Here is a 22,641-nt window from a genome sequence, read left to right as displayed (position 1 = left end):
TTTTCTTCGCACAAGGCTCGCGCAGTTCAGGGGGAAACCAATAATGAAAAACCCTTATGCTCTCGGCTTCTGGTGCGCCATCGTGGCGTTGGTGCTGCTGTCGGCCACCTATTTCTACGGCATCATGCTGGCCCACCAGATCGACAAGGCTCTGGCGTTCCTCGACAGTGCCGCCGCGCTGATTGCCGTGATGTCCATTGCAGTGGTGGCCTGGGCCTCGGTCCAGAACCAACGCATCAAGAAAAGACAACTCGAACAAGGCAAGACCCTGGTCCTGATCTGGGACACCAAGGTGGCGCTGCGTCGTGTCGAAACGGTGTTCGACCGTTATTTCTGGGGCAGTTACTGGCAACCGGGGCGCACCTTTCAGGAAGTCATGGGCGAATTGACCGGCACACCGCTGGAAAAAAGCCTCGAGAGCCTGAAAAAACAGTGCCTGGCGCTTGACCGACAAGTGGCTGACGACGGTCGGCACTGGCTCAGCAATGCCCGGGAACTGGCGGATGTCGCCACGGCCATGGCCCGCGAACGTTATCAACTGGACGTCTGCGACCCGCGCGCGGAGGTGACGGGCGGAGCGGTGATCAACCGCGACTTCGAAGTGCTGGTGTACACCTGGACTGCGCGGCTCAAAAGCTTTGATCATCAGCTGGATGAGATCGAGGTCCAGTATTCCTGATTTTGTGGTGGCTGTTATGCCGCCTTCGCGAGCAAGCCCGCTCCCACAGGGATCACGCCATACCTGTGGGAGCGGGCTTGCCCGCGATGGCGGTCTAATGTGCACCGAATTTCTCACTCGACCGTTAAGCCCCCCAAGACACTCTTTCACCTTTAATCATTGGGCCGTTCGTCGCGCCCGGTGCTAATCTGCATTCCACTTTCAGCACAGTCGAGCCGCAACCCGCCATGGGTTCAGGGAAGACGACCTCACTTTCAACAACGGACATTGAACGGGTCATACATGAATAAATCAGCAGGCGTGCTACTGGGAATTGTTGTCACAATCGGTGCCATCAGCGCAGGCGGTGCCTGGTTCACCGGCACCAGGCTTGAAGGTGTGTTGAACTCCTCGATTACCGATGCCAACAAGGAGTTGCAGGCGGCCATGGTCGGTTCCAACGGCACTGCGTCGCTGGAACTGGTGTCGCTGGAGCGTCATGTATTCAGCAGCACTGCGCACTACCGCCTCAAGGGCGAAGGCGAAATGTTCGGCGAAGCACCGGTCGAGCTGCTGTTTGTCGATCACATCGAACACGGCCCGTTGCCGTTCTCGCGCTTGATGTCGCTCAAATGGCTGCCGGTCCTGGCGACCAGTCACTACGAGCTGGAAAAGACCCCGTTCACCGAGAAGTGGTTTGCCGCCGCCAAGGACAAATCCCCACTGACCGGCGTGGTCAACATCGGCTATGACAACGCTACCAATGGCACCTTCGAGTTGCAGCCGCTGGAAATGGCGCTGGATGACAAGTCGAGCATGAAATTCTCCGGCCTGAGCATGGACGTCGACGCCAGCGCCAAGGCGCAGAAGGTCAAGGCCAGCGGCTACATGGACAGCCTGAAAGTGACCACCGTTTCTGAAGACCAGGCACCGGTGCAGGTTGAGTTGAACGGCCTGACCCTGGCCAGCAACCTGACCAAAAGTACCTATGGTTTCTATATCGGCGAGAACGTCCTTGAACTGGCCAGCGGCAAATCGACTTTCGGCGTCAAGCAGTCGGTGCTGGACTTCAAGAAATTCGAGATGAAAAACCTGACGGAAGAAAAGGGCAGCAACGCCTCCGGGCGTGCCGATTACAAAGTCGGCGAAGTGTCCCTGAACGGCAAGACCATCGGTTCCGGTGCGCTGGCCATGAGCGTGAAGAACCTCGACATTCCGGCCACGATGTCGTTGATGCAGGTCTACCAGAGCAAACTGCAGCCGTATGAGCGTGCGGCGGCCGAAGCGACGGCAGCGGGCCTGCCGGCACCGGAGCTGAAACTGACCGAAGCCGAAGAGGCATTGCTCAAATCCAGCCTGGAAAAACTGCTGGCGGCCGGTCCGCAGGTGGCGCTGGAAAACCTGTCGTTCAACACCGCCAACGGCGAGAGCCGTGCCAACATGGTGCTCGACCTGACCAAGCCACAAGCCATCGACCTGCCGACCGATCAGTTGGTCAGGCAGTTGATCGCGTTGCTGGACTTCAAACTGAAAGTGTCCAAAGCCATGCTGGTCGATGTGCTCACCGTGCAGTCGCAAATCGACGGTCAGACCGACGCCAAGCTGATTGCCGATCAGGCCACCGCCACCGCGGACATGTTCAGCAGCATGGCGGTCGGCAGCCAACTGGCAAAACTGGACGGCAACAACATCGTCACCAACTTGCGTTACGCCAACAATCAGGTGGACTTCAACGGCCAGAAAATGACCGTCGAAGAGTTTGCCGGTTTTGTCATGAGCAAGTTTGCGGAAACTGGCGCCACCGAATAACGGCGGCCGTTTACCCGGTAACGCCCGGCCTCTGCATCGCGCAGGCGCCGGGCGTTTTGCTGTACGGCATCTCTAAACAACGTTACGGATCAGGCGCCATGCCTCTTCCCAGAGCAAGGGTTGTTTCATCCGCTCGGCGAGCATCGCCATGGCCCGGTCCATCTCGCAGGCTACCGCCGCCGATACCACACCGTTTTTTCCGAACAGGCCGATGAACGGCGGATCGTAAGGGTCGCCCTTGAACTCCACTTCGTCCCAGGCCTCGGCGTGCCCGAGGTAGTCGTAGGTTTTACCGAAATGCCAGGTCCAGAAAAACGGCACGTCGAGGTAATGTTCGTCACCACCCAGCATATTGGCCGCGGCGATCCGCGCCTGCTGTTGGGCCAGTCGCCAGTGTTCGATGCGCAGGTGTTGGCTGTTCAGCGGGAACGTTGCGATATCGCCAGCCGCCCAGAGGCCGTCGGCCACGCGCATAGTGCCGTCGACACGCAGCGAGTGATCCTGCTCCTTCGGCAACCCGGTAAAGGCCGCAGTGGCTGGCATGACGCCGATGCCGACCAGCACCAGATCTGCCGCCAAGCGTTGGCCGTTGTCCAGGCGCACGGCTTCGACCTTGTCCGTCCCTTCGATCTGTACCGCATTGCCCCGGGTATGAAACACGACGCCATTGGCTTCATGCCGCGCGCGAATGGCCTTGCCGACCGTATCACCGAACTGTTTGGCAAACGGCACTTCGTGGCGGGCCAGCACGGTCACATTCAGGCCAAGCTGGCGCAGGGACGAGGCGGACTCCATGGCAATGAAACTGTCGCCGATGATCACCACCCGCTGACCGGCGCTGGCGCTGTCCAGAATCTGTTGCGCATGGGCTTTGGAGCGCAGGACGAATACTTGCGGCAGATCGGCGCCGGGCAGCGTCAGCGGGTTGGGCACGCCGCCGGTGGCCAGCAGCGCGGCGTCGTATGTCAGTGATTGGCCGTCAGTCAGGCGCAGCGTCCGGTTTGGCGCATCCAGGCTTGCCACTTCGCCTTGCAGGCGCTCGATCCGCTGCTCGCGGTAAAAATCCTCGTCACGCAACGGCGGGACCTCGTCCAGTGGCATCTCCCCGGCGATCACGTATTTGCTCAGCGCGGTGCGGTCGTATCCGGCATCGGCTTCGCGGTCGATCAACAGTAACCGGCCGCCGAAACCTTTCTCGCGCAAACACGCCGCTGCCGCCGTGCCTGCCGCGCCAGCGCCGACAATAATGAAGGTTCGTGGATCGTCGGCCGGTGGCGGGTGGGCACCCGGCATCGGCTGATCGCCGACCCAGATGTCGCCGTCACGGACTTCAAGGGGATAGCGCTTGAGACTGTCCAGGGCCGGCGGTTCACACAGCCCGCCATCCTCGACTCGAAACTGCGCCTTGTGCCACGGACAGGTCAGGCGTCCATGACAAATCGCCCCATCCGCCAGCGGGGCTCCGGCGTGCGGGCATTCGGCCTGATAAGCGCGCAGTTGTTCGCCGGCCCGCAACAGCAGAATCTTGCTGTCCTGGACCTGCACTTCCAGACCCCGGTCTTCGGGCACATTGGCGACACGCGCAACGCGATGCAGAGTCATGATCGCTCTCCAGTCAGACGTTTCACTTATGAGTCTGGTACTTATAGCGAGGTTCAGCCAATTGCCCCTGCCACGGCGTGAACGGTCCGGCTATAGTTTGCACGCCGACGACGGCCCAACACGCACAAGGTGCTCCGGTATGCCCCGATTGACCTCAATTAACCCTTGGCTCGTGTCCTTGGCAGTCGCCCTTTGCGTGCAGTTCCCGGCGCAGGCCCAGGAGCGCTTCACCCTGAACATTCCGGGTGTCTCCGATGACCGTTTGTTCACGTCCGCCGCCGCCGGCGATTCCGCGGGCTGTGGCGGGCATAACATTTCCCCGGCATTGAACTGGAACGCCGGCCCGGCAGCCACCCAAAGCTACGCCATTGTCATGCACGACCCTGACGGCCAGAAAGGCCAGGGCGTCGATAACTGGGTGCATTACGGCATCAAGGCCGGCACCCACCAGATTCCAGCCGGCGCCGGGAGCAAACCAGGCCTCGAGGGCGTCGGCGGTACCAACAGCAAGGAAACCACCGGCTACATTGGTCCTTGCCCGCCCGTCGGCGACAGCGCGCACCACTACATCATCCAGATCTACGCCCTGGACCTGGCCCCGGACGCCTTGCCCGCCGGCCTGACCCGTGCGCAACTGCTGGAAAAAATCAAAGGCCACGTCCTGAAAAACAGCAGCGTGGTGCGGCGCTATCACCGCTGAAGGCTGATCGCCCCGGCGGATTTGCAGAAAACTGAGGTGCGCTGCATTCCGGGGATTTGGCATCCACCCCCGAAAGCGCGCACTATCAGGCCATAGCCGATGCGTTGGAGGATGCCGTGGCAAAAAAAATCGACCGCATCGCCCAAATGCTCAACTGCCCGCAAAAGGGTGAAGAACTGCGGCGAGCGATTACCGAGAGTCGCAAGGATTTTCTGCTGAACCAGCCGGAAGAAGACGTTGTTGAAGACGACGACCTTGAGGAGGAGTTTTTCGAGGACGACGAGGACGACGAGGACGATGATGAGTACGACGAGTTCGACTGGACGACAGAATGAAAAAAAACCGCTTCGGCGGTTTTTTTGTGGGTCCAGACAACAGTCCTGATGTGCTGTGTCAGCCGTACTTACCAGTATCAGAGCCCATTGGGGAGAAATTTGGTTGCGCCGCTGACATCGTCGATTTTCTTGATGCGAAAGGCTTTCAGACAGGTTTCGTCGCGGGTGTTGGCGTCAGAGCAAAACTGCTTGATGAAATCGGTAAAGACCATCTCTTGGCCATTAACGGTGAGTACGCGCTTGTAATACTCACCATTGATCCCTTGGGCTTGACGACTGGTCGTCATCTCCTGATCCACCACCAGGCGTCCGTGCAGGTCGACAGCTGGAACCTGGGTTTTGGGGTCTTCTTTGGAGCAGGCGCTCAGGAGCAGTCCCGCGGCAATCAGCGTGCATAAACGCAGCATATGAATTCATCTCTGATAACGGATGCCCCGGACCAGGGTCCGGGGAAGATCGATAGGAAGATTACTCGCCGAACAAGCGGCTGGAGCGGTTGACGTCAGCCTTGCCGGTATCTTCCAGCAGAGACTTGGCACCGGAGGTCACATTGCGCGCGGAGTCGGCTTCAGACTGGATTACATCGGTGCGTGCCGCGCTGTCACGCAACTCCGCATCAATGTAGTCGTTGGCGCGTGCGGTGCGCGCGCGCTTGGCCTGTAGTGCCAGGCGGCGCTCTTCCAGCTCCAGTGCGCGCAACTCGTCTTCGAAGCCTTCTTCACGGGTTTGAACACGCTTATGTTCAAGTTCTTGTGTCTTGCGCTGCTCAAGGGCCCTTTGCTGCGCAGCTTGCTGTGCCACTGCCCGTTGCCGACGATCAGCAGCGCTACGAGCTTCCTCGCGTGCCCGGTCGGCTGCCGCCTGGCGGAGGCGTTCGGCCTCAGCGTTTGCTTCAGCCTGTTTGGTTTGCTGTTCGATTTGATACAGATTGTCGAATTGGCCTGCCAATGTCGGCATGGCGAGCAGTGCGAGGACGGAGCCCAGAACTATATGTTTCATGTCCGACCCCTTAGCTTTTCTTGGGTTCTGGACAGGTCGCATTCGGCTGAATGCGTGTTTCGTTGGAGGTCGTCATCACCATCAGGGAGATTTCGCCAACCTTGAACTCACAAGGGCGACCCACCTGGGCGGACGTGTAGATCTTGCCGCTTTCGGAATAACCAATCAGCACGCCCGGTACCAGGGTGGTGTCATTGACCAACGAACCCGCCATGGCGCCTGCAGCGCCACCGGCTACACCGCCAACAATGGCCGTGTCAGTGTTTTTCGTGTTGCCCAGTGCGGCGCCACCGATCAGACCCAGTACCCCACCCGCCATCATGGCGGCTTTTTTGTTCTTTTCGTTGCTGACTTTTATCTTGCTCGGCGAAATCGTAAGGATTTTTACGGTTTTAGCTTCCTGCTGGCTGTTTACCTGACTGGCGTCGAATACATCTGCTTGATACTCCTCACCGGACGTTTGGCAGCCAGCAAGAACAGCAGCAATCGAAAGCACCAGGCAGCGTTTTAACATCATCATTTCTAATATCTCTATGAGCGTAAGAAATCCCGAATGGGACAATCCATTGTGATTTGAGGCAATGTGCCACCATTCTAATCAAACTGAAGAAGGTAAGGCCAAGAAAACTTTGGAGTGAGGGAGGATCGGGGGGACCAGGCAGGAGCCGGGTAGCGCGTTGTTATGCGCAACATTCGGGGGGAGCAGTTTCTCTGGAAGGGTGACCGCATCCATGGCGGCGAATTCAGGGGCGGGGGGTAGCGGCAGTAACGCCGGCAGCACGTCGGGCCGACTGCTCTGCTGGTCAAGGTGGGGCATGGTCGGTTCTATGCCAGCCCGCATGCTATTGGCTAGGCCAAGGAACTCGCGCCGATGATTGCCAATGGTCTGCTACCGCATCGCCCGATGCCAATTGAGTCAATTTGATTTCAAAAAACAACACCCACAAAAAAGCCCCGGATCCGCAAGGCCCGAGGCTTTCTCGTTACAGCGGTACGGTGCGGAAAAGCTCAGAGCCAGCAACCTAGCATATTGATTTTATCGGCATGGTTGTTGGGAGACATGATGGGATACAAAAGCTGTGGGGAAGCCCAGCAGAGAGCGAGCTGCAACCCGCTCACACCGCGCCGCGCTGTATTTTTGGCCGTCCCCTCAGGTCGCGCAGGGTTCAGCATCCACAGAAACACGTTGAACCCTATGAGGAATCAGCTGAACCCCCTTTGCCTTGGCGGGATAGAAAAGTGCGAGATTGATTTCCTCGCCAACTGAGCTTTTATAAATAACGCCATCGAATCCATTTTTCTTTATGAGCTCGCACAAATACTGGCTTGGTATATAGTCAATCGCAGCGGATTTTGGTAGTACAGGTCGAGTTAGCTCCTCGCCCAGACGAACCAAAAACTCAATATCTCCCCGAAGCGCCGCAATTTCCTCATCATCAGCACAGATAAATGGCGTTATTAAACTTCGCGGATTTCGTAAGTCTGCGAGTCTAACTTCTTCTATAACTTTAAACTCTGCGACCGTTACAAATTCCCCAGTATGAGGTCGGATTTCCGAGATCGACGTTAAAACATCCGACGCGACATACAGATAGGGTATCCCCACAGGGTTTGCTCGACCATGGGTTGCCTTATCTTTAGGGGGCGGTCCCATTTTTTCGAGTGGGTATGGTTCTTCAGATTCCTGGATTCTTGCCCTGTACCATTTTTCAGGGAGCGGATCTTTATAAATCAGTTGAGAGAGAAGATAAGAGAATCTTTCTAGGCTGATTGTCTCTTTTGGGAAAAATCTGTTTTCTTCCATCAACTCTTTGCGAAGGTTTTCCCAGTTGTCTAGGTTTTTAGAAAAGCATTTGCTTGAAGGCGCAAAAATGACTCGCGGAAAATTGCCGTCCTGGAATACGTCGGCAAGTAAATCTTTTGTATTCGCCAAGTCCAGACTGTAGAACATATTCCAATCGTTTTTAAACCACTCCCCTAGCGTCGCTCCTGTGTCTGCCTTTGTATAAATGCCCGTCAATAACTCAAAATATTCTCTAAGCTGAACTGGTTCGACCAAAGGTAGGTTTTTAGATTTACAGAATGAACAATCCCCATGCTCTTGAGCTATTTCTTGGATTACTGAGCCTAAGTGATTATCGCTAAAGCAATTTGGGCAGCACTTTCTCATGATGGTTACCCAAGGTAGTTTGCTAAAACTTCAATGTGGTGTTTCATAGAAAGCTTTTTTATATACCCAAGCCCAGGGAAGTGTTTTTTGTTATAAAGCTCGACGAATTCTTCGACAGCCGAGGTTCGTAGGATTTTCGTATTGGGTTCTTCTAGCTTTGCGATCAACTTAGTCAATGCTTCGTAGAATTTGCCTGCCGGGTCAGTTGGGGTGTCTTGTCTATCCGATTTGAAGTGGTAGATATACATTGCATTGTCCATTTCAGGATCAATGAATGTCAGGTGGATCGCAACTGCATAAGCTGGGCCACCAGATTCAGAGTACTCATCTCCTACGATCAAAAAGTCTCCAAAGCCATCAACACCCTCATCTTTGAATGTCGCATGCAGGTCTGAGAAAGGCTCTACATCAGGATATTTACTATTGGCTTGGCGTTTGAAACCGTTGCGCAGGAGTATGCGAGTGTCATCACTGAAGTGTTTCTGATAAAGCTTTCCGCAGTATTCCTCTGCGAATATATGACTGACTTTCCGTTGCCAGTTCTGCGTAGCTTCAACTAGGGCTTTTGGTTCAGTAAATCCAAAGTGAATAAAGTACAGGGAGTGATTCGGGTATGTGGCACAGATGTCCAGCGCGTCAGCAGTACTAGTCTCACTTGTAAGTAGAACGCCAACCGACACATTTCGGTGTGCCTTAATTTCTTCTGTTACGAATGATTGGATCGCGTCGGAGTTTTCTGTATGGTCGCCGTAATATGGATTAACAATCAAAACTGCTTCGGCGCCAGCTGCTGATAGAGCTTCAATTGATCTTTTTAGGCCGCTTAGCGACTCTCGGACCGGCTCAATTATCGAAATGATATTGTTTTTAGCTAAAACCTCTGCAGACTCTTTTATTGTAAGTAAGTCGAACTGTTTGCCGCGAAAATATGGATAATACATTTTATCTCGCCCAGTTAAGGGCCTCCCTGATTGATGTGTTTACAGCTTCCAACAGCGTTGTTTGTTCTCGTAACTTCAATGGGGTAGAGAAAACTGCCGCCTGCAATGAATCTGGAAGTTTAGGCAATATTTCTGCGAGAGGTAAAGAGCTTCGCGACTTTCGGAGAGTTTTAACCATATAGCCATGTGTGGTTACAGGGTCCAGTGATCTGAAAATTTCGCGAACTGCTGATCTGATCTCCGTATTGGCCACTTGTGGCGGAGTGATCCCAAAAGACTTTAAGATCTCCAACGATTCTCGAATTTGGATTGCTTCGAATATGACTTCCGGAGAAACTCTTTCCGGAGAGTCTTGAATCTCCCTTATTGTGGAAATTCCAAATCTGTTGTTTAGAAGGAGGACTCCGATATCTGCGGGGGTGGTTTTTAGTATTTCGTCTAAGTGATTTTCGCCAGTAATTACATAAACCTTCGCGAAGAATTTTTTGTAAGTGTCTACTTGAACTTGTAGTCTGCCTAAGTTGTCGCGTTCAGATTTTATTTCATATGCAGTAGACGTGCCGTTGAATATGGCTACGTCGGCCTTGCAGTTATCGACACGAAATTCTGTAACTAAAGAGGCGGTGTTGAGCGAGTGTCTTCCGAGAAGTAGTTTTTTTGTGATGGCTGCTTTGTATGCATACTCGTGTCTGTAGTCTTTTTTTCTCAGAAGATTAAAGGCACTTTCAAATACTGCACTAATAGGGGCTGCAAGACTGGCTTCATTAATTGCTAGAGATTCTTTGATAAGCCTAGAAAATAAGGGTGACTTGCCTTTTTGAGCAAGCTCTCGAATGACAGCGGCAGAGAACAGTCTGGCGACCGCTGACTGCTGACTTCCATCGAGAACTTTCGTGTGCAAACTCATAAGGTCGAATCTCTATTTCCGCAGGATTTAAGGTGCTTCCGTATGGCCTTCAATGGCAGGCTAGTCGAATGCCGTGATTCTGACAGATCGCCCAATCCTCGTCCCGAGATTTGTAGTCGCCAAGACTGGCGAAGACTCCCTAGAACTTTGGGGAATACCAGAGCAAATACTGTCATAACGACCGCGACACAACGGAAACTTTTCGTGGCTCAACCTGCCCATGCGTGCAGAGATATGCAGGCTTTTTTTGTTGCTAATTTCGAGCAGGCCCAGGGTAATGGCTGTCGGAACCGTTATGTAGGGATGCAGAAAAGTCACCCCTTTTGGCCGCAGGTATGGCGGGGGCAACCGCTCGTGCCAGGAGCAATCGGTCCAGTAGAACGCCGTTACACAATGTGAGGCGGGAAACTGAGTCACGGCTACTTTTTCCAGCTTTCGGGGGCCTCTCGCCATATTGCCAGCACTGATGCCCGCCAAGCCTTGCGACCAGCGCTGATGTGTACTGATTTCGGGAAACGGCCGGCTTTCATTTCTTGCCATAAGGCTCTACGCATAAATGTAGAGATTTGCAGTGCCTCTGATGTACGTACGAATCGATCAAGCACTTTCAATTTAATTCTGGCAGCTTTTGAGGCCCCGAAAATTCGGGGCGCATTTTAAGGGTGAGTCGCCACTATTCTGCAGCTTGTTGCTAGCGAGCCTGTGTCGGTCGCGTCAGCACTTTCACCACATCATCGATCACAGCCTTACTCATCGCAGTCAGATAGTGTGCGGCCCACGCGTGCCGGTCGGTGTCTTTTGCGTAAGCCGCATCCTCGGCGAAGGACTTGGCCAGGAACAGCAGGTCGGATGCCTGTGCCAGCGCTTTGCTAATAGGCACGCCACCGCTGACATGGAACAACGGTTCGTCCGGGCAATAGATGCAGGGAGTCAAACCGATGGTTTTTGCTTCTGGTTGTTCAGTCATTTGCCACCTCCATTGACGGAGATGCTTTGAGGGCGCGACTTGAAATCGCGTTGAGGGAAAGCGGAATTTCGTACGGATTTGTATTGCGCATGGTCTAGCTCCTTGACGAGGAACTGCCACTTTTTCGTTACCAAGCGAATGGGTGGCAGCTGTGCGCAGGTTGGTAAACCGGGAGTCAAGGAATCCGGCACGTCCGAAAACGTCCCACGCACAGCCGCCATAACTCAAAATTACGGGCGAAAAAAAAACGCCTGCAATTCGAATGGGGGCGCTGTTGCGCTTAACTCTCGGGTTACCAAGCCCGGTCGCTGAATTGGCAGCGACGGCGGAAGGGTATCGTGCAGGCTGATCTCCTGCAACCTTGGAAGCTAGGGTGGGAAAGGGATTACATCTGTTGGGGACGTGAGCTGCCGCTGACTACCCAAGAAACTACGAAACACTGCACACGACTGACGCTGGCGCATGTAATCAAATCGAACTGTCAAGTTGTCCTTGACGGTTGCTTCGTACCTTCACCCCATGCGATCACCAGCAACAGGCTCCGTTCGGTAGATAACCAGGGGTGCTAGTAGAACTCTGGGGGGATTGTCTGGATTTCCCCCCAATCACTCGCCGAGTGCTGGAGTTGTCAACTTTAAGTTTACAACTGACCCTTCAGCCCGCGTGCCGTCGGCTCCGCCATGGAGCTCGCGCCGATGTTTTTCCAATGGTCTGCTACCTCTCACCCGACTCCAATGGAGTCAGTTTGATTTCATAAAAACAACACCCACAAAAAAGCCCCAGACCCATAAGGCCTGAGGCTTTCTCGTTACAACGTATGGTGCACCAGGCGGGATTCGAACCCACGACCCCTGCCTTCGGAGGGCAGTACTCTATCCAGCTGAGCTACTGGTGCAGCGGGCGCCATGATACTCATATGCACTGCGGGCGTCCATGCTGCTGAATCGCCTGCGTTTTTTTAAAGCTGTAACGCGCGTTTGCTACGTTGATCAGAAAAAATAGGCAAAAGCGTCGTTTTCGTTCTTTTTTTCGAACAGCCTATTGTCCTTTACCCCCTTTGATCCTAGGATTCGTTTGAGATTTCAAACGCTCTTGTCTGGGTGCTGAACCGCACGATTTGAATCAGTGCGCTATTTATGTGCTTCAGCCCGGTGAATGATTTCCCTGACGGCAGCCTATCGAGGCGCCTTTCTACAATCATAATTTGCTCCGCGCGTGCGCGGTGCTGTTAAGGAAAGCCGACATGCAGCTTAAAGACACCCAGTTGTTCCGCCAGCAAGCCTTCATCGATGGCGCGTGGGTTGATGCGGACAATGGTCAGACGATCAAGGTCAACAACCCGGCAACGGGCGAAATTCTGGGCACCGTGCCGAAAATGGGCGCTGCCGAAACCCGCCGTGCGATCGAAGCCGCTGACAAGGCGCTGCCGGCCTGGCGTGCACTGACCGCCAAAGAACGTGCGACCAAGCTGCGTCGCTGGTTCGAGCTGATCATCGAGAACCAGGACGACCTGGCCCACCTGATGACCCTGGAGCAAGGCAAGCCATTGGCCGAAGCCAAGGGCGAGATCGTTTACGCGGCTTCCTTCATCGAATGGTTCGCCGAAGAAGCCAAGCGCATCTACGGTGACGTGATTCCGGGTCACCAGCCAGACAAGCGCCTGATCGTGATCAAGCAGCCAATCGGCGTGACCGCTGCAATCACCCCGTGGAACTTCCCGGCTGCAATGATCACCCGCAAAGCCGGCCCGGCCCTGGCCGCCGGTTGCACCATGGTGCTCAAGCCTGCTTCGCAAACCCCTTTCTCCGCCTTCGCCCTGGCCGAACTGGCCCAGCGTGCCGGCATCCCGGCTGGCGTGTTCAGCGTTGTTTCCGGCAGCGCCGGCGACATCGGCAGCGAGCTGACCAGCAACCCGATCGTGCGCAAGCTGTCCTTCACCGGTTCGACCGAAATCGGTCGTCAACTGATGTCGGAATGCGCCAAGGACATCAAGAAAGTCTCCCTGGAACTGGGCGGCAACGCGCCGTTCATCGTGTTCGACGACGCGGACCTGGATAAGGCCGTTGAAGGCGCGATCATTTCCAAATACCGCAACAACGGTCAGACCTGTGTCTGCGCCAACCGTCTGTACATTCAGGACGGTGTCTACGACGCCTTCGCCGAGAAACTGAAGGCCGCCGTCGCCAAGCTGAAGATTGGCAACGGTCTGGAAGCAGGCACCACCACTGGCCCGCTGATCGACGAAAAAGCCGTTGCCAAGGTGCAAGAGCACATCGCCGACGCCCTGAGCAAAGGTGCGACTGTACTGGCCGGTGGCAAGCCGATGGAAGGCAACTTCTTCGAGCCGACCATCCTGACCAACGTGCCGAACAACGCGGCCGTAGCCAAGGAAGAAACCTTTGGCCCACTGGCTCCACTGTTCCGCTTCAAAGACGAAGCCGAGGTGATCGCGATGTCCAACGACACCGAGTTCGGTCTGGCTTCGTACTTCTATGCTCGCGACCTGGGCCGTGTATTCCGCGTGGCGGAAGCCCTGGAATACGGCATGGTCGGCGTCAACACGGGGTTGATCTCCAACGAAGTCGCGCCGTTCGGCGGCATCAAGGCCTCGGGCCTGGGCCGTGAAGGCTCCAAGTACGGCATCGAAGATTACCTGGAAATCAAATACCTCTGCCTGGGCATCTAACCTCGCAAGAGCATTGCTTCAAGCGCAAAGGGCACGAGAGCGCTGTCCCTTTGCGCCGCTTCAAACGGACCTATTCTTTGTGGCCGGGAACGCTGTGGCAGTCGATCATCGCATGCTGCCGCCGTTGCTTCCCCGCCACTTAATCCTTGAACCACGCCCCCCATGCGAAGACGGGTATCCATGCCCACCACAACCTGAGCTTGGGCGTTGCCAACTCCATCGTCGGGGTGGTCAGGGTTGTGATCGCGTTGACGCCAGTCTGGCTGGAATGGGGGCCGGTGCAGGCAACACACCATTGGAGGTGTTCATCGCCGCTGCCGAGCAACTGGGCTGGAACCATGGCACCGATCTTTACACCCTGATGGATGTCGCCGATGACATCGCCCCCCTTCAGGACCGTCCAGTGGGTGTTGATCGCGAGACGCTGGCGCTGGGTTATGCAGGCGTTTACTCCAGCTTTCTTCGCCATGCCGAAGCGGCTGCCCAGCGCTACGGGTTGCGTACCGTCGACATCCTGGTCGAATTGGGTCGGCGAAAAATGGTCGGTGGGCAAGAGGACATGATCGTCGATGTGGCGCTGGATTTGACCCGCCGCTAATTGGTGCAACAGCGCAACAGTCTTTGGTGGTTTTACGGGATTCCCGATCGTTGCCCCGGTAAATACAGTAAGTGGCATTACAAAACGAGAGTGTGGATATGAGCAACCTTGACGACCGGAACATCATTGTCACTGGCGCCTCAGGCGGTATTGGCCGTGCTTCCGCACTGGCTTTTGCCAAAGCGGGCGCCAGAGTTGTGCTGCTTGATCGCGATGCCCTAGGCACCGAAGAAACCGCCAGCGCTGTCACGGCTGCCGGTGGCAAGGCTTATTCAATCATCTGCGACGTTACCGACGAAGACGCTGTGGCCGCAGCAGTCGATGATGTCGTCACTCGATTTGGCCGTCTGCATGGCGCGTTCAACAATGCAGGGGTCGAGCAAAGCAATTTGCCTCTGCATGAAATTTCGTCTGCGGCGTGGGATCGCATTATCCGCATCGACCTGACCGGTGTTTTCTACTGCATGAAGCATCAGATCCGGGCCATGTTGAACAGTGGCGGTGGCGCCATCGTGAACACCGCTTCGTCCCTGGGCTCGGTAGCGATTGCCGCTGCCTCGGACTATATCGCTGCCAAGCATGGAGTGGTCGGTTTGACCAAGGCTGCGGCCGTCGACTATGGCACCCTCAACATCCGGGTTAACGCAATCATGCCAGGGATCATCGAAACGCCAATGATCGTGCGTGCGAGCGAAGAGCCCAATTTTGCCAAACAGTTCGCTGCATTGCGCGAACGACACCCTATCGGTCGTTTCGGAAAACCGGAAGAAATCGCCAAGGCTGCGCTATGGCTGCTGTCCGATGACGCCAGTTTTGTGACCGGTACGGCAATGGCCGTAGACGGTGGTTATCTCACCGTTTGAGACCCCCTGACAGACTGTCCCTGACGCTCGACAGGGAGTCGGTCACTTTTGAACCTGAAACCCCGGAGTACCCCCATGATCAATGTAAGTCGTCGCTTGAAAGTCAATGCCCCTGAGGAGTCGGGCGGTGTGAACCTGAACCGCAGCCAGGTATGGGAAGGGTTGGTGAGCAAGGCTCGCAATGCGGTGCCGTTCGTTGATGCCATTACCGAATGTAATGTCGTTGAGGACCAGGGCAATACCTTTATCCGCGAAGTGGTGCTTTACGGTGAGCGCCTTCAGGAAATGGTCCTTCTTACTGAAGAGCAGCAAGTCGAGTTCGTGCGCCTCTCCGGTAATGCCCGTGGTCTGATCAAGAACGTCATCGAGGAAGAGGATGGCGAACTGTTCCTGCGCTTCTCCTTCGATTTCTCCCTGCCGGGCGTACCGGCGGGCAGCGAGAAGGAAGTCGAGTTCTCAACCGGCATGCAGACGTCCTACCTGAGCGCCGTACGATCCACCCTGCAAGCCATCCGTAACAAGGTCAGCAAAGCGGCATAAGATTCACCGCAGCGACCAGAAATGAAAAAACAAAAACAAGAAATGAGGCGTGCAATGAACCATGAATTGACAGGTATGTTTGAAAGTGTCGATCGGATGTCGGTCGAAGGTTTTTTGAGTTATCTGACCGATGACGTCGTGTTTCGGTTTGGCAATTCCCCGGAAGTAGTGGGGAAAGAGGGTGTCAGGGCGGCGATTGAGTCATTTTTTACCCAAATAGCCTCTCTGGAACACATTCTTCAAGGCGTGTGGAGCGAGGGCAACACGACAATCATGCGTTTTGATACCTATTACACCCAGCATGACGGCACGGTTATCAATGTTCCTTGTTGTGTCGTTGTTCACTTCAATGCTTCCCGATTGATCAATGATTATCGAATTCACATTGATATTTCGCCCCTGTTCAGCAGCGCATCTGCTGGTAATGTTATCCAAGCGTCTGCATAACCACACATGAGTGCCAGTTGAGCTGCACTCGCCGGTCGAAGCCCACGCCGCTTTGCTGGCGAGTGCAGTGTTTTGGTTTGCGAATTTCAGTCAAGGCATTTCGATGAAGGATTTGAATCTGCTCTATACCTTTGAGGCGTTGTGGCGAGACCACTCAGCCTCCATTGCGGCGCAGAATCTGGGTGTTACGCAGGCTGCCGTCAGCGGTTCGCTCAAGCGGTTGCGAAACGATTATGGAGACAGGTTGTTTACGCTGGTCGGTCGCCGAATGGAGCCGACGCCGTTTTGTGTCCATATCGCGCCGCGACTGTTGGCCTCCCTTGCGATGGTCAGGGAGGCAGGAAGCCAAATGCCGGTGTTCGATCCGAAAAATTGTGAAAAATCATTCGTCTTTAGAATGCGCGACATTGGCGAGGTCGTTTGTTTGCCGCCCATCTTGAGCGAATTGTCCAGGGTTGCACCTCAAGCTCGAATACACACCGTCGTGGGTGGGATGGATGAGACGCTCAATGGCCTGTCCACTGGCAGAATCGACCTGGCGCTCGGCTTTTTGCCGACCCTTCAGACTGACATTCACCGTACGCCTGTTATTTCTCAGTATTACGTCTGCGCCATGCGCAAAGACCACCCTTTGGCACATCGCGGCTTGAGCCTCGAAGCCTTTGTCGCCAGTGAGCATTTGTTGGTGGAGTCAGGTGGTGGCGGTCACCAGGCACTGGAGCGTGCTTTGGTCGATGCGGGCGGCAGAGACTGCATTAAAATGCGCACCCCTCAGTTCTTGTCCGCTCCGCACTTGCTGTTGGATACCGACATGATATGGACGCTGCCCATTTCCCTGGGTAAAACCCTGGCGCGCTTTTATCCTCTCGTCATACACCCTCTGCCCCTGCAAATACCCTCGTTCGAGATTGATCTGTACTGGCATGACCGATTTCACCGAGACCCTCAGAACAAGTGGTTGAGAGAAATGGTTGGCCAGGTACTGCGCAGCCAGCAATCAGCCTGGCAATAGTCGCTTTCAAAGGGAACCGCGGCCATCAAGGCGTTGTGTTCCCCACGCTCAAAACATCAACCGGCGCGGTATCAAGCGACACTCTCAACGGTGATGCTTCGTTCCTGGATGCTCTGGGGTAAATGGAGGCTCAGGTAGTCGATCAGGCTGCGAACGGAGGGCAACATACCCTTCGGTTTGGGGTAGAGCAGATGGATGATATGCGTTGCACCGGTCCAGGAGGGGATGACGACTTCCAGAGCCTTCGCGCGTACCGAAGCGGCGGCTATGGGTTCCGGCAACAACGCGACGCCCAGGCCATTAACAGCAGCCTCCAACTGCATACGCAGGTCATCGCAGATGAGACGTGGCTGATGGCTGACCAGCAGTTCTTCACCTGATGAACTGCGCAGGAACCAGCGACCGACGCCATCATGGATGTCACCAGGGCGCGAAAGCGTCTCGATACCTGAAATGGCCTTGATCGTGGCAGGCCGACCGACACGATCGAGAAAGCGGGGGCTTGCGACCAGAATCTGCCTGGTTGCCCCTAATTCCTTTGCGACCAACCCGGCTGTTTCTTCAATCCGGGCACGCGATCGCAAGGCCACGTCGAAGCGCTCTTCAAAGAGATCGACCTCTCGATCTACGGCATTCAACTCAAGCCGTACCTTCGGATGTTTTTCCATGTACCCAGGCAGCAGGGGGGCTAAATAACTCTGCGCCATCACCTGAGGACAGCTCAACCGTACCAACCCGACGGGTTCTCGTCGAAGGTGCTCCACGCTTTCATAGGCGGTATGCGCACCCTCGACAACGGGTTGGCTGAGCGTAAAGAAATGATGGCCGGCTTCGGTCAGCGAAACCTGGCGCGTTGTGCGATGTAGCAGCCTGGCCCCCATCCGCAATTCAAGATCCGCGATATGACGACTGAGCAACGTTTTTTCAATGCCCGTTGCCCGTGCCGCTGCCGAGAACCCTCCATGTTTGACCACCAGTACAAAGTAATAAAGGTCATTAAGGTCTTTCATGCAGTGACGCTCTCCTGCGGGGGGCCGTTGAGTAACCGTTAACGGCGAAGGCTGATGTAGCCATCATTGATCGAACTGGATGGGGGATAAACTGGCTACAATTGAAATGACTGATCCACTGATGGAGCAATCAATATGGAACTTCTGAACGACATGGCGTTGTTTGTCGAAGTCGTCAAAGCCCACAGTTTTCGCAAAGCCGCAGAAGCGATGGCGATGCCCAATTCGACCTTGTCGCGACGCATCAGCGGGCTTGAAAAGGCCATTGGCTTGAGACTGTTAAATCGCACCACGCGCAAGATCGAATTGACCGAAGCGGGGCAGTTGTACTTTGACCGGTGCAAGCGAATCGTTGACGAGGCGCGGCTGGCACACGAGCAGCTGGGGGAAATGCTTGCGCATCCAAGCGGCCTTTTGCGCGCGTCACTGCCGGTGGATTTCGCCAACACTTACCTGGCACCTCTCATCGCCGAGTTCGCCCGACGGTACCCTGGCATCAGCTTTGAATTCGACCTCACGCCACGCCAGGTCGACCTGGTCAGCGAACCCGTCGATGTGGTTATCCGCATGGGCGAACCGGCAGATTCCAATCTGATTGCACGCAAGCTGGCGAGCCTCTCTCGTCGTTTGTACGCCTCGCCTCGTTATCTGGAACTCAATGGAGAACCCAGCGATCCGTCCGAGTTGATCAACCACGAATGCCTGCGACTGCGAAAGGCTGGCAAGTGGCAGCTCTCCCATTCGGGCGAAGTGATTGAGATCGAGGTGGGTGGAAGGTTTCAACTCAATAGCGTCGGGATGCTTCGGCGATTGGCGACACTGGATCTGGGGATCGTCCTGCTGCCTGAAGGCATTGCCGCGGACGATCTGCGCACTGGCTTGCTGCAACCGGTACTGCCCCAATGGCACGCCAATTCGATCCCGGTGTATGCCCTCACTGAAACCCGTCTTTTGCCCGCAAAAACTCAACGTTTCATTGAGTTTCTGCGTGAGCAACTTGAGCAGGCTTGACTGTCGGGTTCCGTCGAGTGCTGAGCCAATAAAGACCACCAATGGATGTTGCTCCGATCAACACAGGAACTGCCAGCCAATGGAAGAAGACCTGTGATGTGCCCGCGGTGGAGATAAACCAGGCGCCCAGCGTCGAGCCGACAATTGAACCGCAGCGGCCGACGGCCATTGCCCAACTCACCCCGGTCACCCGGGAGGCGGTGGGGTACAAGGTGGCCGACACCAGGTTGAGTCCGTTTTGAGCACCGGCTACACCGAAGCCGATGAGAAATACCATGGCGGCCAATTGAAAGGGATCACCCATCATATAGCCCGTGACGGCAATGACCACAGCCGTCACCGAGTACGAGAACGTCAGTACAGGGTAGGGGCCGACGCGATCCATCAGCAGGGCCATGAGAATGGCGCCGACGGCACCGCCCAGTGGCACCATGGCGCCAATACGCGAAGCGTAAGCGATATCGTAGCCGGCCTCTTTGAGCAGGGTAGGCAGCCAGCTGGTCAGCAGATAAAACACAAAGAGCGAGCAGAAGAAGGTCACCCACAGCAGCAATGTTCGGACCAATCGGCCGTCGATGAACAGGTGCGAGATCGGCGACCTGACCTGGGCCGGGCACTCGTCATCGAGGATCGTTACACCGCTCCAGCTCTTTCGGGTGATGCGTTCGACCACCCGACGCAAGGCGTCGGCGTGCTTGCCCGAAGACGCCATAAACCGAACCGACTCAGGCATTAGCCAAGCCAACAGTGGCAGTAGCGCCAGCGGCATGACGCCACCGAGCACCAGCACCGAACGCCAGCCGAATGCCGGAATCATGTGTGCGGCGAGCATGCCGCCCAAGGCAAGGCCCGCCGTGAAGCCACTCCAGCTCAAGGTCACCATGATCATGCGCCGGCGGGCGGGGGAGTATTCGGCGCTCAAGGCAATGCACGCCGGCATCGCACCCCCCAGGCCAATGCCGGTGATGAAACGCAGAACCGTCAGCGACTCGATCGATTGGGTATAGGCGCTGGCCAGGGTGGCGAGACCAAACACCAGCACTGAAATCAGTAACACGCTTTTGCGTCCGATAGCATCGGCGACCGGCCCCAGTATCAGGCTGCCGACCATCAGGCCGAACAGCCCCGTCCCGAAAACCGGTGACAACTGGGCAGGCATCAGACCCCATTCTTCGCGCAGCGACGGGGCGATGTAACCAATGGCTGCGGTATCGAAACCATCCACCAGGACGATGAGGAAGCACAAGGCAAGGATGACGATCTGGTATGGCGAGATCTTCGCGCTGTCGATGATCTGGCCAATTCGGGCGTTGTCAGGGTTCATGCGGCTACCTTTTATTTTTTTTATCTGGACGTGATCGTCGCCACGCGCTTTAAATAAAGGAAGCCAATTCTAATTATTCAAACTATCTGGTTTTGTTATATCTATGCGCACCGACCTCAACCTGCTCCGCGTCCTGCTAGCCGTTTATGAAACCGGCAATGTCACCGCGGCGGCGAAGCGGCTAGGCATGAGCCAGCCCGCAACCAGTGCGGCACTGGCTCGCCTGCGTCACTCACTGGGGGACCCACTGTTCATTCGCTCGGGTAACGTGATGGAGGCGACGCCACGGGCGCAAGGCATCATTGAGCGCACCCGCGAAGTGATCGAAATAATCGACCGGGACATCCTCAGCGGCCCGACCTTCGACCCTGCTACCAGCGACCAGGAGTTCGTCTTTTGCCTGAGCGAAGTGGGTGAAGTGGTCTTTCTACCTGCGCTATTCCAGAGCCTGCGCAGCGCGGCACCGAATACCCGCATTCGAACTGTCAGTCTGGCACCTGATGAGCTTGTGGAGAACCTGCATGAAGGCCGGGTCGATGCGGTGCTTGGCTATTTTCCTGACCTCACAACCCCCAACATCTATCAGCAGCGGTTGTTCTCTCATGACCTGGTCTGTCTGATCCGCCTCGATCACCCGCTGGCGGGGGAGCAACTGTCCCTGGAGGACTTCATCAGGCTGGAGCATCTGCAGGTACGTGATGGCAGCCGACGCCAGGAAATGTTCGAAGCCCACCTGACCAAAGCAGGTATCCACCGCAACATCGTGCTGCAGACTTCTCACTACATGAGTGTGCCATCGATCATCGAACGCTCCGATTTGATCGTGGTGTTGCCACGCACCGTCGCCAACATGTACACGCACAATCTGAACGTGCGAATGGTCGAGCCTCCCGTGGACATTCCGCGCTACGACCTCAAGCAGTACTGGCATGCGCGTTTTCACGAAGCCCCTAGAAGTGTCTGGCTAAGGCGTTTGATCATGTCGGTATTCAATGGGTGACGTGCCTGGAAAACCGGTGTGGTTAGGACCGGAATGTAACCGCAACTTGAATTTCTGCCCCTGACTGTTATCTCCCTTTTAGACCCCTTCACCGCGATTGTTGCTTGAGAGCAACAGTCCTTGGTGATTTCCGTGCCTAGTCAATAAGTAGTGGTCTACCTACAGTTCGGCAACTCATTAACCACCGCGACTGATCGGGTGTGTTATTGCAAGATCTGTTCTTATAAAAACAAGCAAGAATAACGGAGTGCTTATGAGTCATCGTCTGCAGGGTAAAGTTTGCATTATTACAGGCACTGGCGGGTCAATGGGGCGTGCGGCTGCGTTAATGTTCGCGCAACAAGGCGCCAAAGTAGTGGGGTGTGACATCTATCATGAGGCGGCTCAGGAAACAGTTGATGCCGTGAAGTCCATGGGTGGGGAGATGGTCTCATTAAACAATTGTGACTTGACGGCCCCTGCCAACTGCACCCGGCTAGTTGAATTGGCGGTGTCGGAGTTTGGGCGCGTCGATGTGTTATTCAATAATGCGGCGATGGCCTATTTTGGTTGGATTGATCAGATATCAAACGAGGACTGGCATCGAACAATCGATCAGGAACTGAATCTGGTTTTCCATCTCGTGCGTGCAGCCTGGCCGGAGTTAATCAAGTCCCCGGGTGCTTCCATCATTAACACAGCGTCGGTTTCGGCATGGTCGACCTACCGCATGCTCCCCGGAATCGCGCACAGCGCGGCCAAAGGAGCCGTGCTTTCCATGACTCGCCAACTGGCGCTGGAAGGCCGGGTCCATGGCTTGCGCGCCAACAGCATTTCCCCTGGGTTGATTGAGTCCAAGCAAACAATCCCGTTGCTGCAAGATCCTGAGTGGGCTGAAACGATGGTGGGCAAAGTGATGCTGGGGCGTTTGGGTAAGCCCGAAGAAGTTGCGGCCACTGCTTTATTCCTGGCCTCTGATGAAAGCTCTTTCATTACGGGGACTGATATTCGGGTCGATGGTGGTACCACTGCCTGGTAACTCTGCCTGACACCAAACTTGATTATTCAATTAGTCCTGCCTGA

23 protein-coding genes, 1 tRNA gene and 1 pseudogene are annotated in these 22,641 nt (G+C 55.5%); 13 read left to right on the top strand and 12 right to left on the bottom strand.

Going from position 1 to position 22,641, the window contains the following annotated elements; genetic code table 11:
• Nucleotides 1-43 precede the first annotated feature (43 nt).
• On the top strand, nt 44-679 hold the full coding sequence (locus PMI34_RS14450; RefSeq protein WP_008049928.1) for a hypothetical protein: 636 nt from the start codon (nt 44-46) through the stop codon (nt 677-679).
• Nucleotides 680-961: 282 nt separating this feature from the next.
• Complete coding sequence (locus tag PMI34_RS14455; RefSeq protein WP_008049926.1) at nt 962-2,467, top strand: YdgA family protein; 1,506 nt, start codon at nt 962-964, stop codon at nt 2,465-2,467.
• Between the two features lie 72 nt (nt 2,468-2,539).
• On the opposite strand, the gene PMI34_RS14460 is transcribed toward PMI34_RS14455, so the two are convergent.
• A complete protein-coding gene (locus PMI34_RS14460; RefSeq protein WP_008049924.1) occupies nt 2,540-4,069 on the bottom strand; it encodes an FAD-dependent oxidoreductase in 1,530 nt (509 codons plus the stop codon).
• Nucleotides 4,070-4,208: 139 nt separating this feature from the next.
• Here PMI34_RS14460 and PMI34_RS14465 point away from each other — a divergent pair, with 139 nt between their 5' ends.
• Both PMI34_RS14465 and PMI34_RS0127275 read left to right on the top strand, forming a co-directional pair.
• Nucleotides 4,209-4,769, top strand: coding sequence for a YbhB/YbcL family Raf kinase inhibitor-like protein (locus PMI34_RS14465; RefSeq protein ID WP_008049922.1), 561 nt, complete (start codon nt 4,209-4,211; stop codon nt 4,767-4,769).
• Between the two features lie 56 nt (nt 4,770-4,825).
• The gene (locus tag PMI34_RS0127275) at nt 4,826-5,104 is read left to right on the top strand and encodes a hypothetical protein (protein WP_032829643.1); all 279 of its coding nucleotides are present in this window, start codon (nt 4,826-4,828) and stop codon (nt 5,102-5,104) included.
• A 77-nt stretch (nt 5,105-5,181) separates the two neighbouring features.
• On the opposite strand, the gene PMI34_RS14470 is transcribed toward PMI34_RS0127275, so the two are convergent.
• From PMI34_RS14470 to PMI34_RS14505, 9 genes are all read right to left on the bottom strand, one after another.
• Nucleotides 5,182-5,511, bottom strand: a complete 330-nt coding sequence (locus PMI34_RS14470) for a hypothetical protein (RefSeq protein ID WP_008049919.1) — start codon at nt 5,509-5,511, stop codon at nt 5,182-5,184.
• Nucleotides 5,512-5,572: 61 nt separating this feature from the next.
• Nucleotides 5,573-6,103, bottom strand: coding sequence for a DUF5384 family protein (locus PMI34_RS14475; protein ID WP_008049917.1), 531 nt, complete (start codon nt 6,101-6,103; stop codon nt 5,573-5,575).
• A 10-nt stretch (nt 6,104-6,113) separates the two neighbouring features.
• Entirely contained in the window at nt 6,114-6,623 is a 510-nt protein-coding gene (locus tag PMI34_RS14480) for a hypothetical protein (protein ID WP_008049916.1), read from the bottom strand.
• Nucleotides 6,624-7,253: 630 nt separating this feature from the next.
• Complete coding sequence (locus PMI34_RS14485) at nt 7,254-8,273, bottom strand: RES family NAD+ phosphorylase (RefSeq protein ID WP_008049914.1); 1,020 nt, start codon at nt 8,271-8,273, stop codon at nt 7,254-7,256.
• 5 nt (nt 8,274-8,278) lie between these two features.
• A complete protein-coding gene (locus PMI34_RS14490) occupies nt 8,279-9,214 on the bottom strand; it encodes a sce7725 family protein (protein WP_008049913.1) in 936 nt (311 codons plus the stop codon).
• A gap of 1 nt (nt 9,215) precedes the next feature.
• Complete coding sequence (locus PMI34_RS14495) at nt 9,216-10,121, bottom strand: sce7726 family protein (protein ID WP_008049912.1); 906 nt, start codon at nt 10,119-10,121, stop codon at nt 9,216-9,218.
• Nucleotides 10,122-10,540: 419 nt separating this feature from the next.
• A complete protein-coding gene (locus PMI34_RS28110; protein ID WP_274517713.1) occupies nt 10,541-10,726 on the bottom strand; it encodes a helix-turn-helix transcriptional regulator in 186 nt (61 codons plus the stop codon).
• Nucleotides 10,727-10,812: 86 nt separating this feature from the next.
• Nucleotides 10,813-11,088, bottom strand: coding sequence for a DUF3077 domain-containing protein (locus tag PMI34_RS14500; RefSeq protein ID WP_008049909.1), 276 nt, complete (start codon nt 11,086-11,088; stop codon nt 10,813-10,815).
• Between the two features lie 818 nt (nt 11,089-11,906).
• Nucleotides 11,907-11,983 (bottom strand) — tRNA-Arg (locus PMI34_RS14505).
• A gap of 348 nt (nt 11,984-12,331) precedes the next feature.
• On the opposite strand from PMI34_RS14505, the gene gabD reads away from it, so the two are divergent.
• From gabD to PMI34_RS14530, 6 genes and pseudogenes are all read left to right on the top strand, one after another.
• The gene (gene gabD, locus PMI34_RS14510; protein WP_008049905.1) at nt 12,332-13,774 is read left to right on the top strand and encodes an NADP-dependent succinate-semialdehyde dehydrogenase; all 1,443 of its coding nucleotides are present in this window, start codon (nt 12,332-12,334) and stop codon (nt 13,772-13,774) included.
• 158 nt (nt 13,775-13,932) lie between these two features.
• A pseudogene (locus PMI34_RS0127270) lies at nt 13,933-14,372 on the top strand (4-hydroxy-2-oxovalerate aldolase); the annotation flags it as partial.
• A gap of 98 nt (nt 14,373-14,470) precedes the next feature.
• Nucleotides 14,471-15,235 carry an SDR family oxidoreductase gene (locus PMI34_RS14515; RefSeq protein WP_008049902.1) on the top strand — a complete coding sequence of 255 codons (765 nt, stop codon included), beginning with the start codon at nt 14,471-14,473 and terminating at the stop codon, nt 15,233-15,235.
• Nucleotides 15,236-15,310: 75 nt separating this feature from the next.
• Nucleotides 15,311-15,775 (top strand): SRPBCC family protein, encoded by a 465-nt coding sequence (locus tag PMI34_RS14520; RefSeq protein WP_008049901.1) that lies wholly within the window; start codon nt 15,311-15,313, stop codon nt 15,773-15,775.
• A 54-nt stretch (nt 15,776-15,829) separates the two neighbouring features.
• Nucleotides 15,830-16,222, top strand: a complete 393-nt coding sequence (locus PMI34_RS14525; RefSeq protein ID WP_008049900.1) for a nuclear transport factor 2 family protein — start codon at nt 15,830-15,832, stop codon at nt 16,220-16,222.
• A gap of 103 nt (nt 16,223-16,325) precedes the next feature.
• Nucleotides 16,326-17,234 (top strand): LysR family transcriptional regulator, encoded by a 909-nt coding sequence (locus tag PMI34_RS14530; protein WP_007970773.1) that lies wholly within the window; start codon nt 16,326-16,328, stop codon nt 17,232-17,234.
• 71 nt (nt 17,235-17,305) lie between these two features.
• On the opposite strand, the gene PMI34_RS14535 is transcribed toward PMI34_RS14530, so the two are convergent.
• On the bottom strand, nt 17,306-18,244 hold the full coding sequence (locus tag PMI34_RS14535) for a LysR family transcriptional regulator (RefSeq protein WP_008049898.1): 939 nt from the start codon (nt 18,242-18,244) through the stop codon (nt 17,306-17,308).
• A gap of 135 nt (nt 18,245-18,379) precedes the next feature.
• On the opposite strand from PMI34_RS14535, the gene PMI34_RS14540 reads away from it, so the two are divergent.
• Entirely contained in the window at nt 18,380-19,255 is an 876-nt protein-coding gene (locus PMI34_RS14540) for a LysR family transcriptional regulator (protein WP_008049897.1), read from the top strand.
• Here PMI34_RS14540 and PMI34_RS14545 read toward each other — a convergent pair.
• Nucleotides 19,218-20,579 (bottom strand): MFS transporter, encoded by a 1,362-nt coding sequence (locus PMI34_RS14545; RefSeq protein ID WP_008049896.1) that lies wholly within the window; start codon nt 20,577-20,579, stop codon nt 19,218-19,220. The two genes, PMI34_RS14540 and PMI34_RS14545, sit on opposite strands and share 38 nt — an antisense overlap.
• A 103-nt stretch (nt 20,580-20,682) precedes the next feature.
• Between PMI34_RS14545 and PMI34_RS14550 the strand changes: the two genes are divergently transcribed.
• Together PMI34_RS14550 and PMI34_RS14555 are read left to right on the top strand one after the other, a co-directional pair.
• On the top strand, nt 20,683-21,579 hold the full coding sequence (locus PMI34_RS14550; RefSeq protein ID WP_008049895.1) for a LysR family transcriptional regulator: 897 nt from the start codon (nt 20,683-20,685) through the stop codon (nt 21,577-21,579).
• 253 nt (nt 21,580-21,832) lie between these two features.
• Nucleotides 21,833-22,597: an SDR family NAD(P)-dependent oxidoreductase gene (locus PMI34_RS14555; protein WP_008049894.1), complete on the top strand. Its 765-nt coding sequence runs from the start codon at nt 21,833-21,835 to the stop codon at nt 22,595-22,597.
• Nucleotides 22,598-22,641: the final 44 nt, after the last annotated feature.

The organism is Pseudomonas sp. GM74, assembly GCF_000282455.1.
GTDB lineage: Bacteria > Pseudomonadota > Gammaproteobacteria > Pseudomonadales > Pseudomonadaceae > Aquipseudomonas.
Note: the sequence above shows the minus strand (reverse complement) of the source record. Positions and strands in the feature narration are given on the sequence as shown.

Bases quoted from the DNA above. Each gene is read 5' to 3' on its own strand.
- PMI34_RS14490 (WP_008049913.1), bottom strand. From the start codon at position 9,214: ATGTATTATCCATATTTTCGCGGCAAACAGTTCGACTTACTTACAATA.
- PMI34_RS14470 (WP_008049919.1), bottom strand. From the start codon at position 5,511: ATGCTGCGTTTATGCACGCTGATTGCCGCGGGACTGCTCCTGAGCGCC.
- PMI34_RS14480 (WP_008049916.1), bottom strand. From the start codon at position 6,623: ATGATGATGTTAAAACGCTGCCTGGTGCTTTCGATTGCTGCTGTTCTT.
- PMI34_RS14500 (WP_008049909.1), bottom strand. From the start codon at position 11,088: ATGACTGAACAACCAGAAGCAAAAACCATCGGTTTGACTCCCTGCATC.
- PMI34_RS14465 (WP_008049922.1), top strand. From the start codon at position 4,209: ATGCCCCGATTGACCTCAATTAACCCTTGGCTCGTGTCCTTGGCAGTC.
- PMI34_RS14525 (WP_008049900.1), top strand. From the start codon at position 15,830: ATGAACCATGAATTGACAGGTATGTTTGAAAGTGTCGATCGGATGTCG.
- PMI34_RS14530 (WP_007970773.1), top strand. From the start codon at position 16,326: ATGAAGGATTTGAATCTGCTCTATACCTTTGAGGCGTTGTGGCGAGAC.
- PMI34_RS14475 (WP_008049917.1), bottom strand. From the start codon at position 6,103: ATGAAACATATAGTTCTGGGCTCCGTCCTCGCACTGCTCGCCATGCCG.
- gabD (WP_008049905.1), top strand. From the start codon at position 12,332: ATGCAGCTTAAAGACACCCAGTTGTTCCGCCAGCAAGCCTTCATCGAT.
- PMI34_RS14535 (WP_008049898.1), bottom strand. From the start codon at position 18,244: ATGAAAGACCTTAATGACCTTTATTACTTTGTACTGGTGGTCAAACAT.
- PMI34_RS14550 (WP_008049895.1), top strand. From the start codon at position 20,683: ATGCGCACCGACCTCAACCTGCTCCGCGTCCTGCTAGCCGTTTATGAA.
- PMI34_RS14450 (WP_008049928.1), top strand. From the start codon at position 44: ATGAAAAACCCTTATGCTCTCGGCTTCTGGTGCGCCATCGTGGCGTTG.
- PMI34_RS14555 (WP_008049894.1), top strand. From the start codon at position 21,833: ATGAGTCATCGTCTGCAGGGTAAAGTTTGCATTATTACAGGCACTGGC.
- PMI34_RS14485 (WP_008049914.1), bottom strand. From the start codon at position 8,273: ATGAGAAAGTGCTGCCCAAATTGCTTTAGCGATAATCACTTAGGCTCA.
- PMI34_RS14495 (WP_008049912.1), bottom strand. From the start codon at position 10,121: ATGAGTTTGCACACGAAAGTTCTCGATGGAAGTCAGCAGTCAGCGGTC.
- PMI34_RS14455 (WP_008049926.1), top strand. From the start codon at position 962: ATGAATAAATCAGCAGGCGTGCTACTGGGAATTGTTGTCACAATCGGT.
- PMI34_RS14545 (WP_008049896.1), bottom strand. From the start codon at position 20,579: ATGAACCCTGACAACGCCCGAATTGGCCAGATCATCGACAGCGCGAAG.
- PMI34_RS14520 (WP_008049901.1), top strand. From the start codon at position 15,311: ATGATCAATGTAAGTCGTCGCTTGAAAGTCAATGCCCCTGAGGAGTCG.
- PMI34_RS14540 (WP_008049897.1), top strand. From the start codon at position 18,380: ATGGAACTTCTGAACGACATGGCGTTGTTTGTCGAAGTCGTCAAAGCC.
- PMI34_RS14515 (WP_008049902.1), top strand. From the start codon at position 14,471: ATGAGCAACCTTGACGACCGGAACATCATTGTCACTGGCGCCTCAGGC.
- PMI34_RS14460 (WP_008049924.1), bottom strand. From the start codon at position 4,069: ATGACTCTGCATCGCGTTGCGCGTGTCGCCAATGTGCCCGAAGACCGG.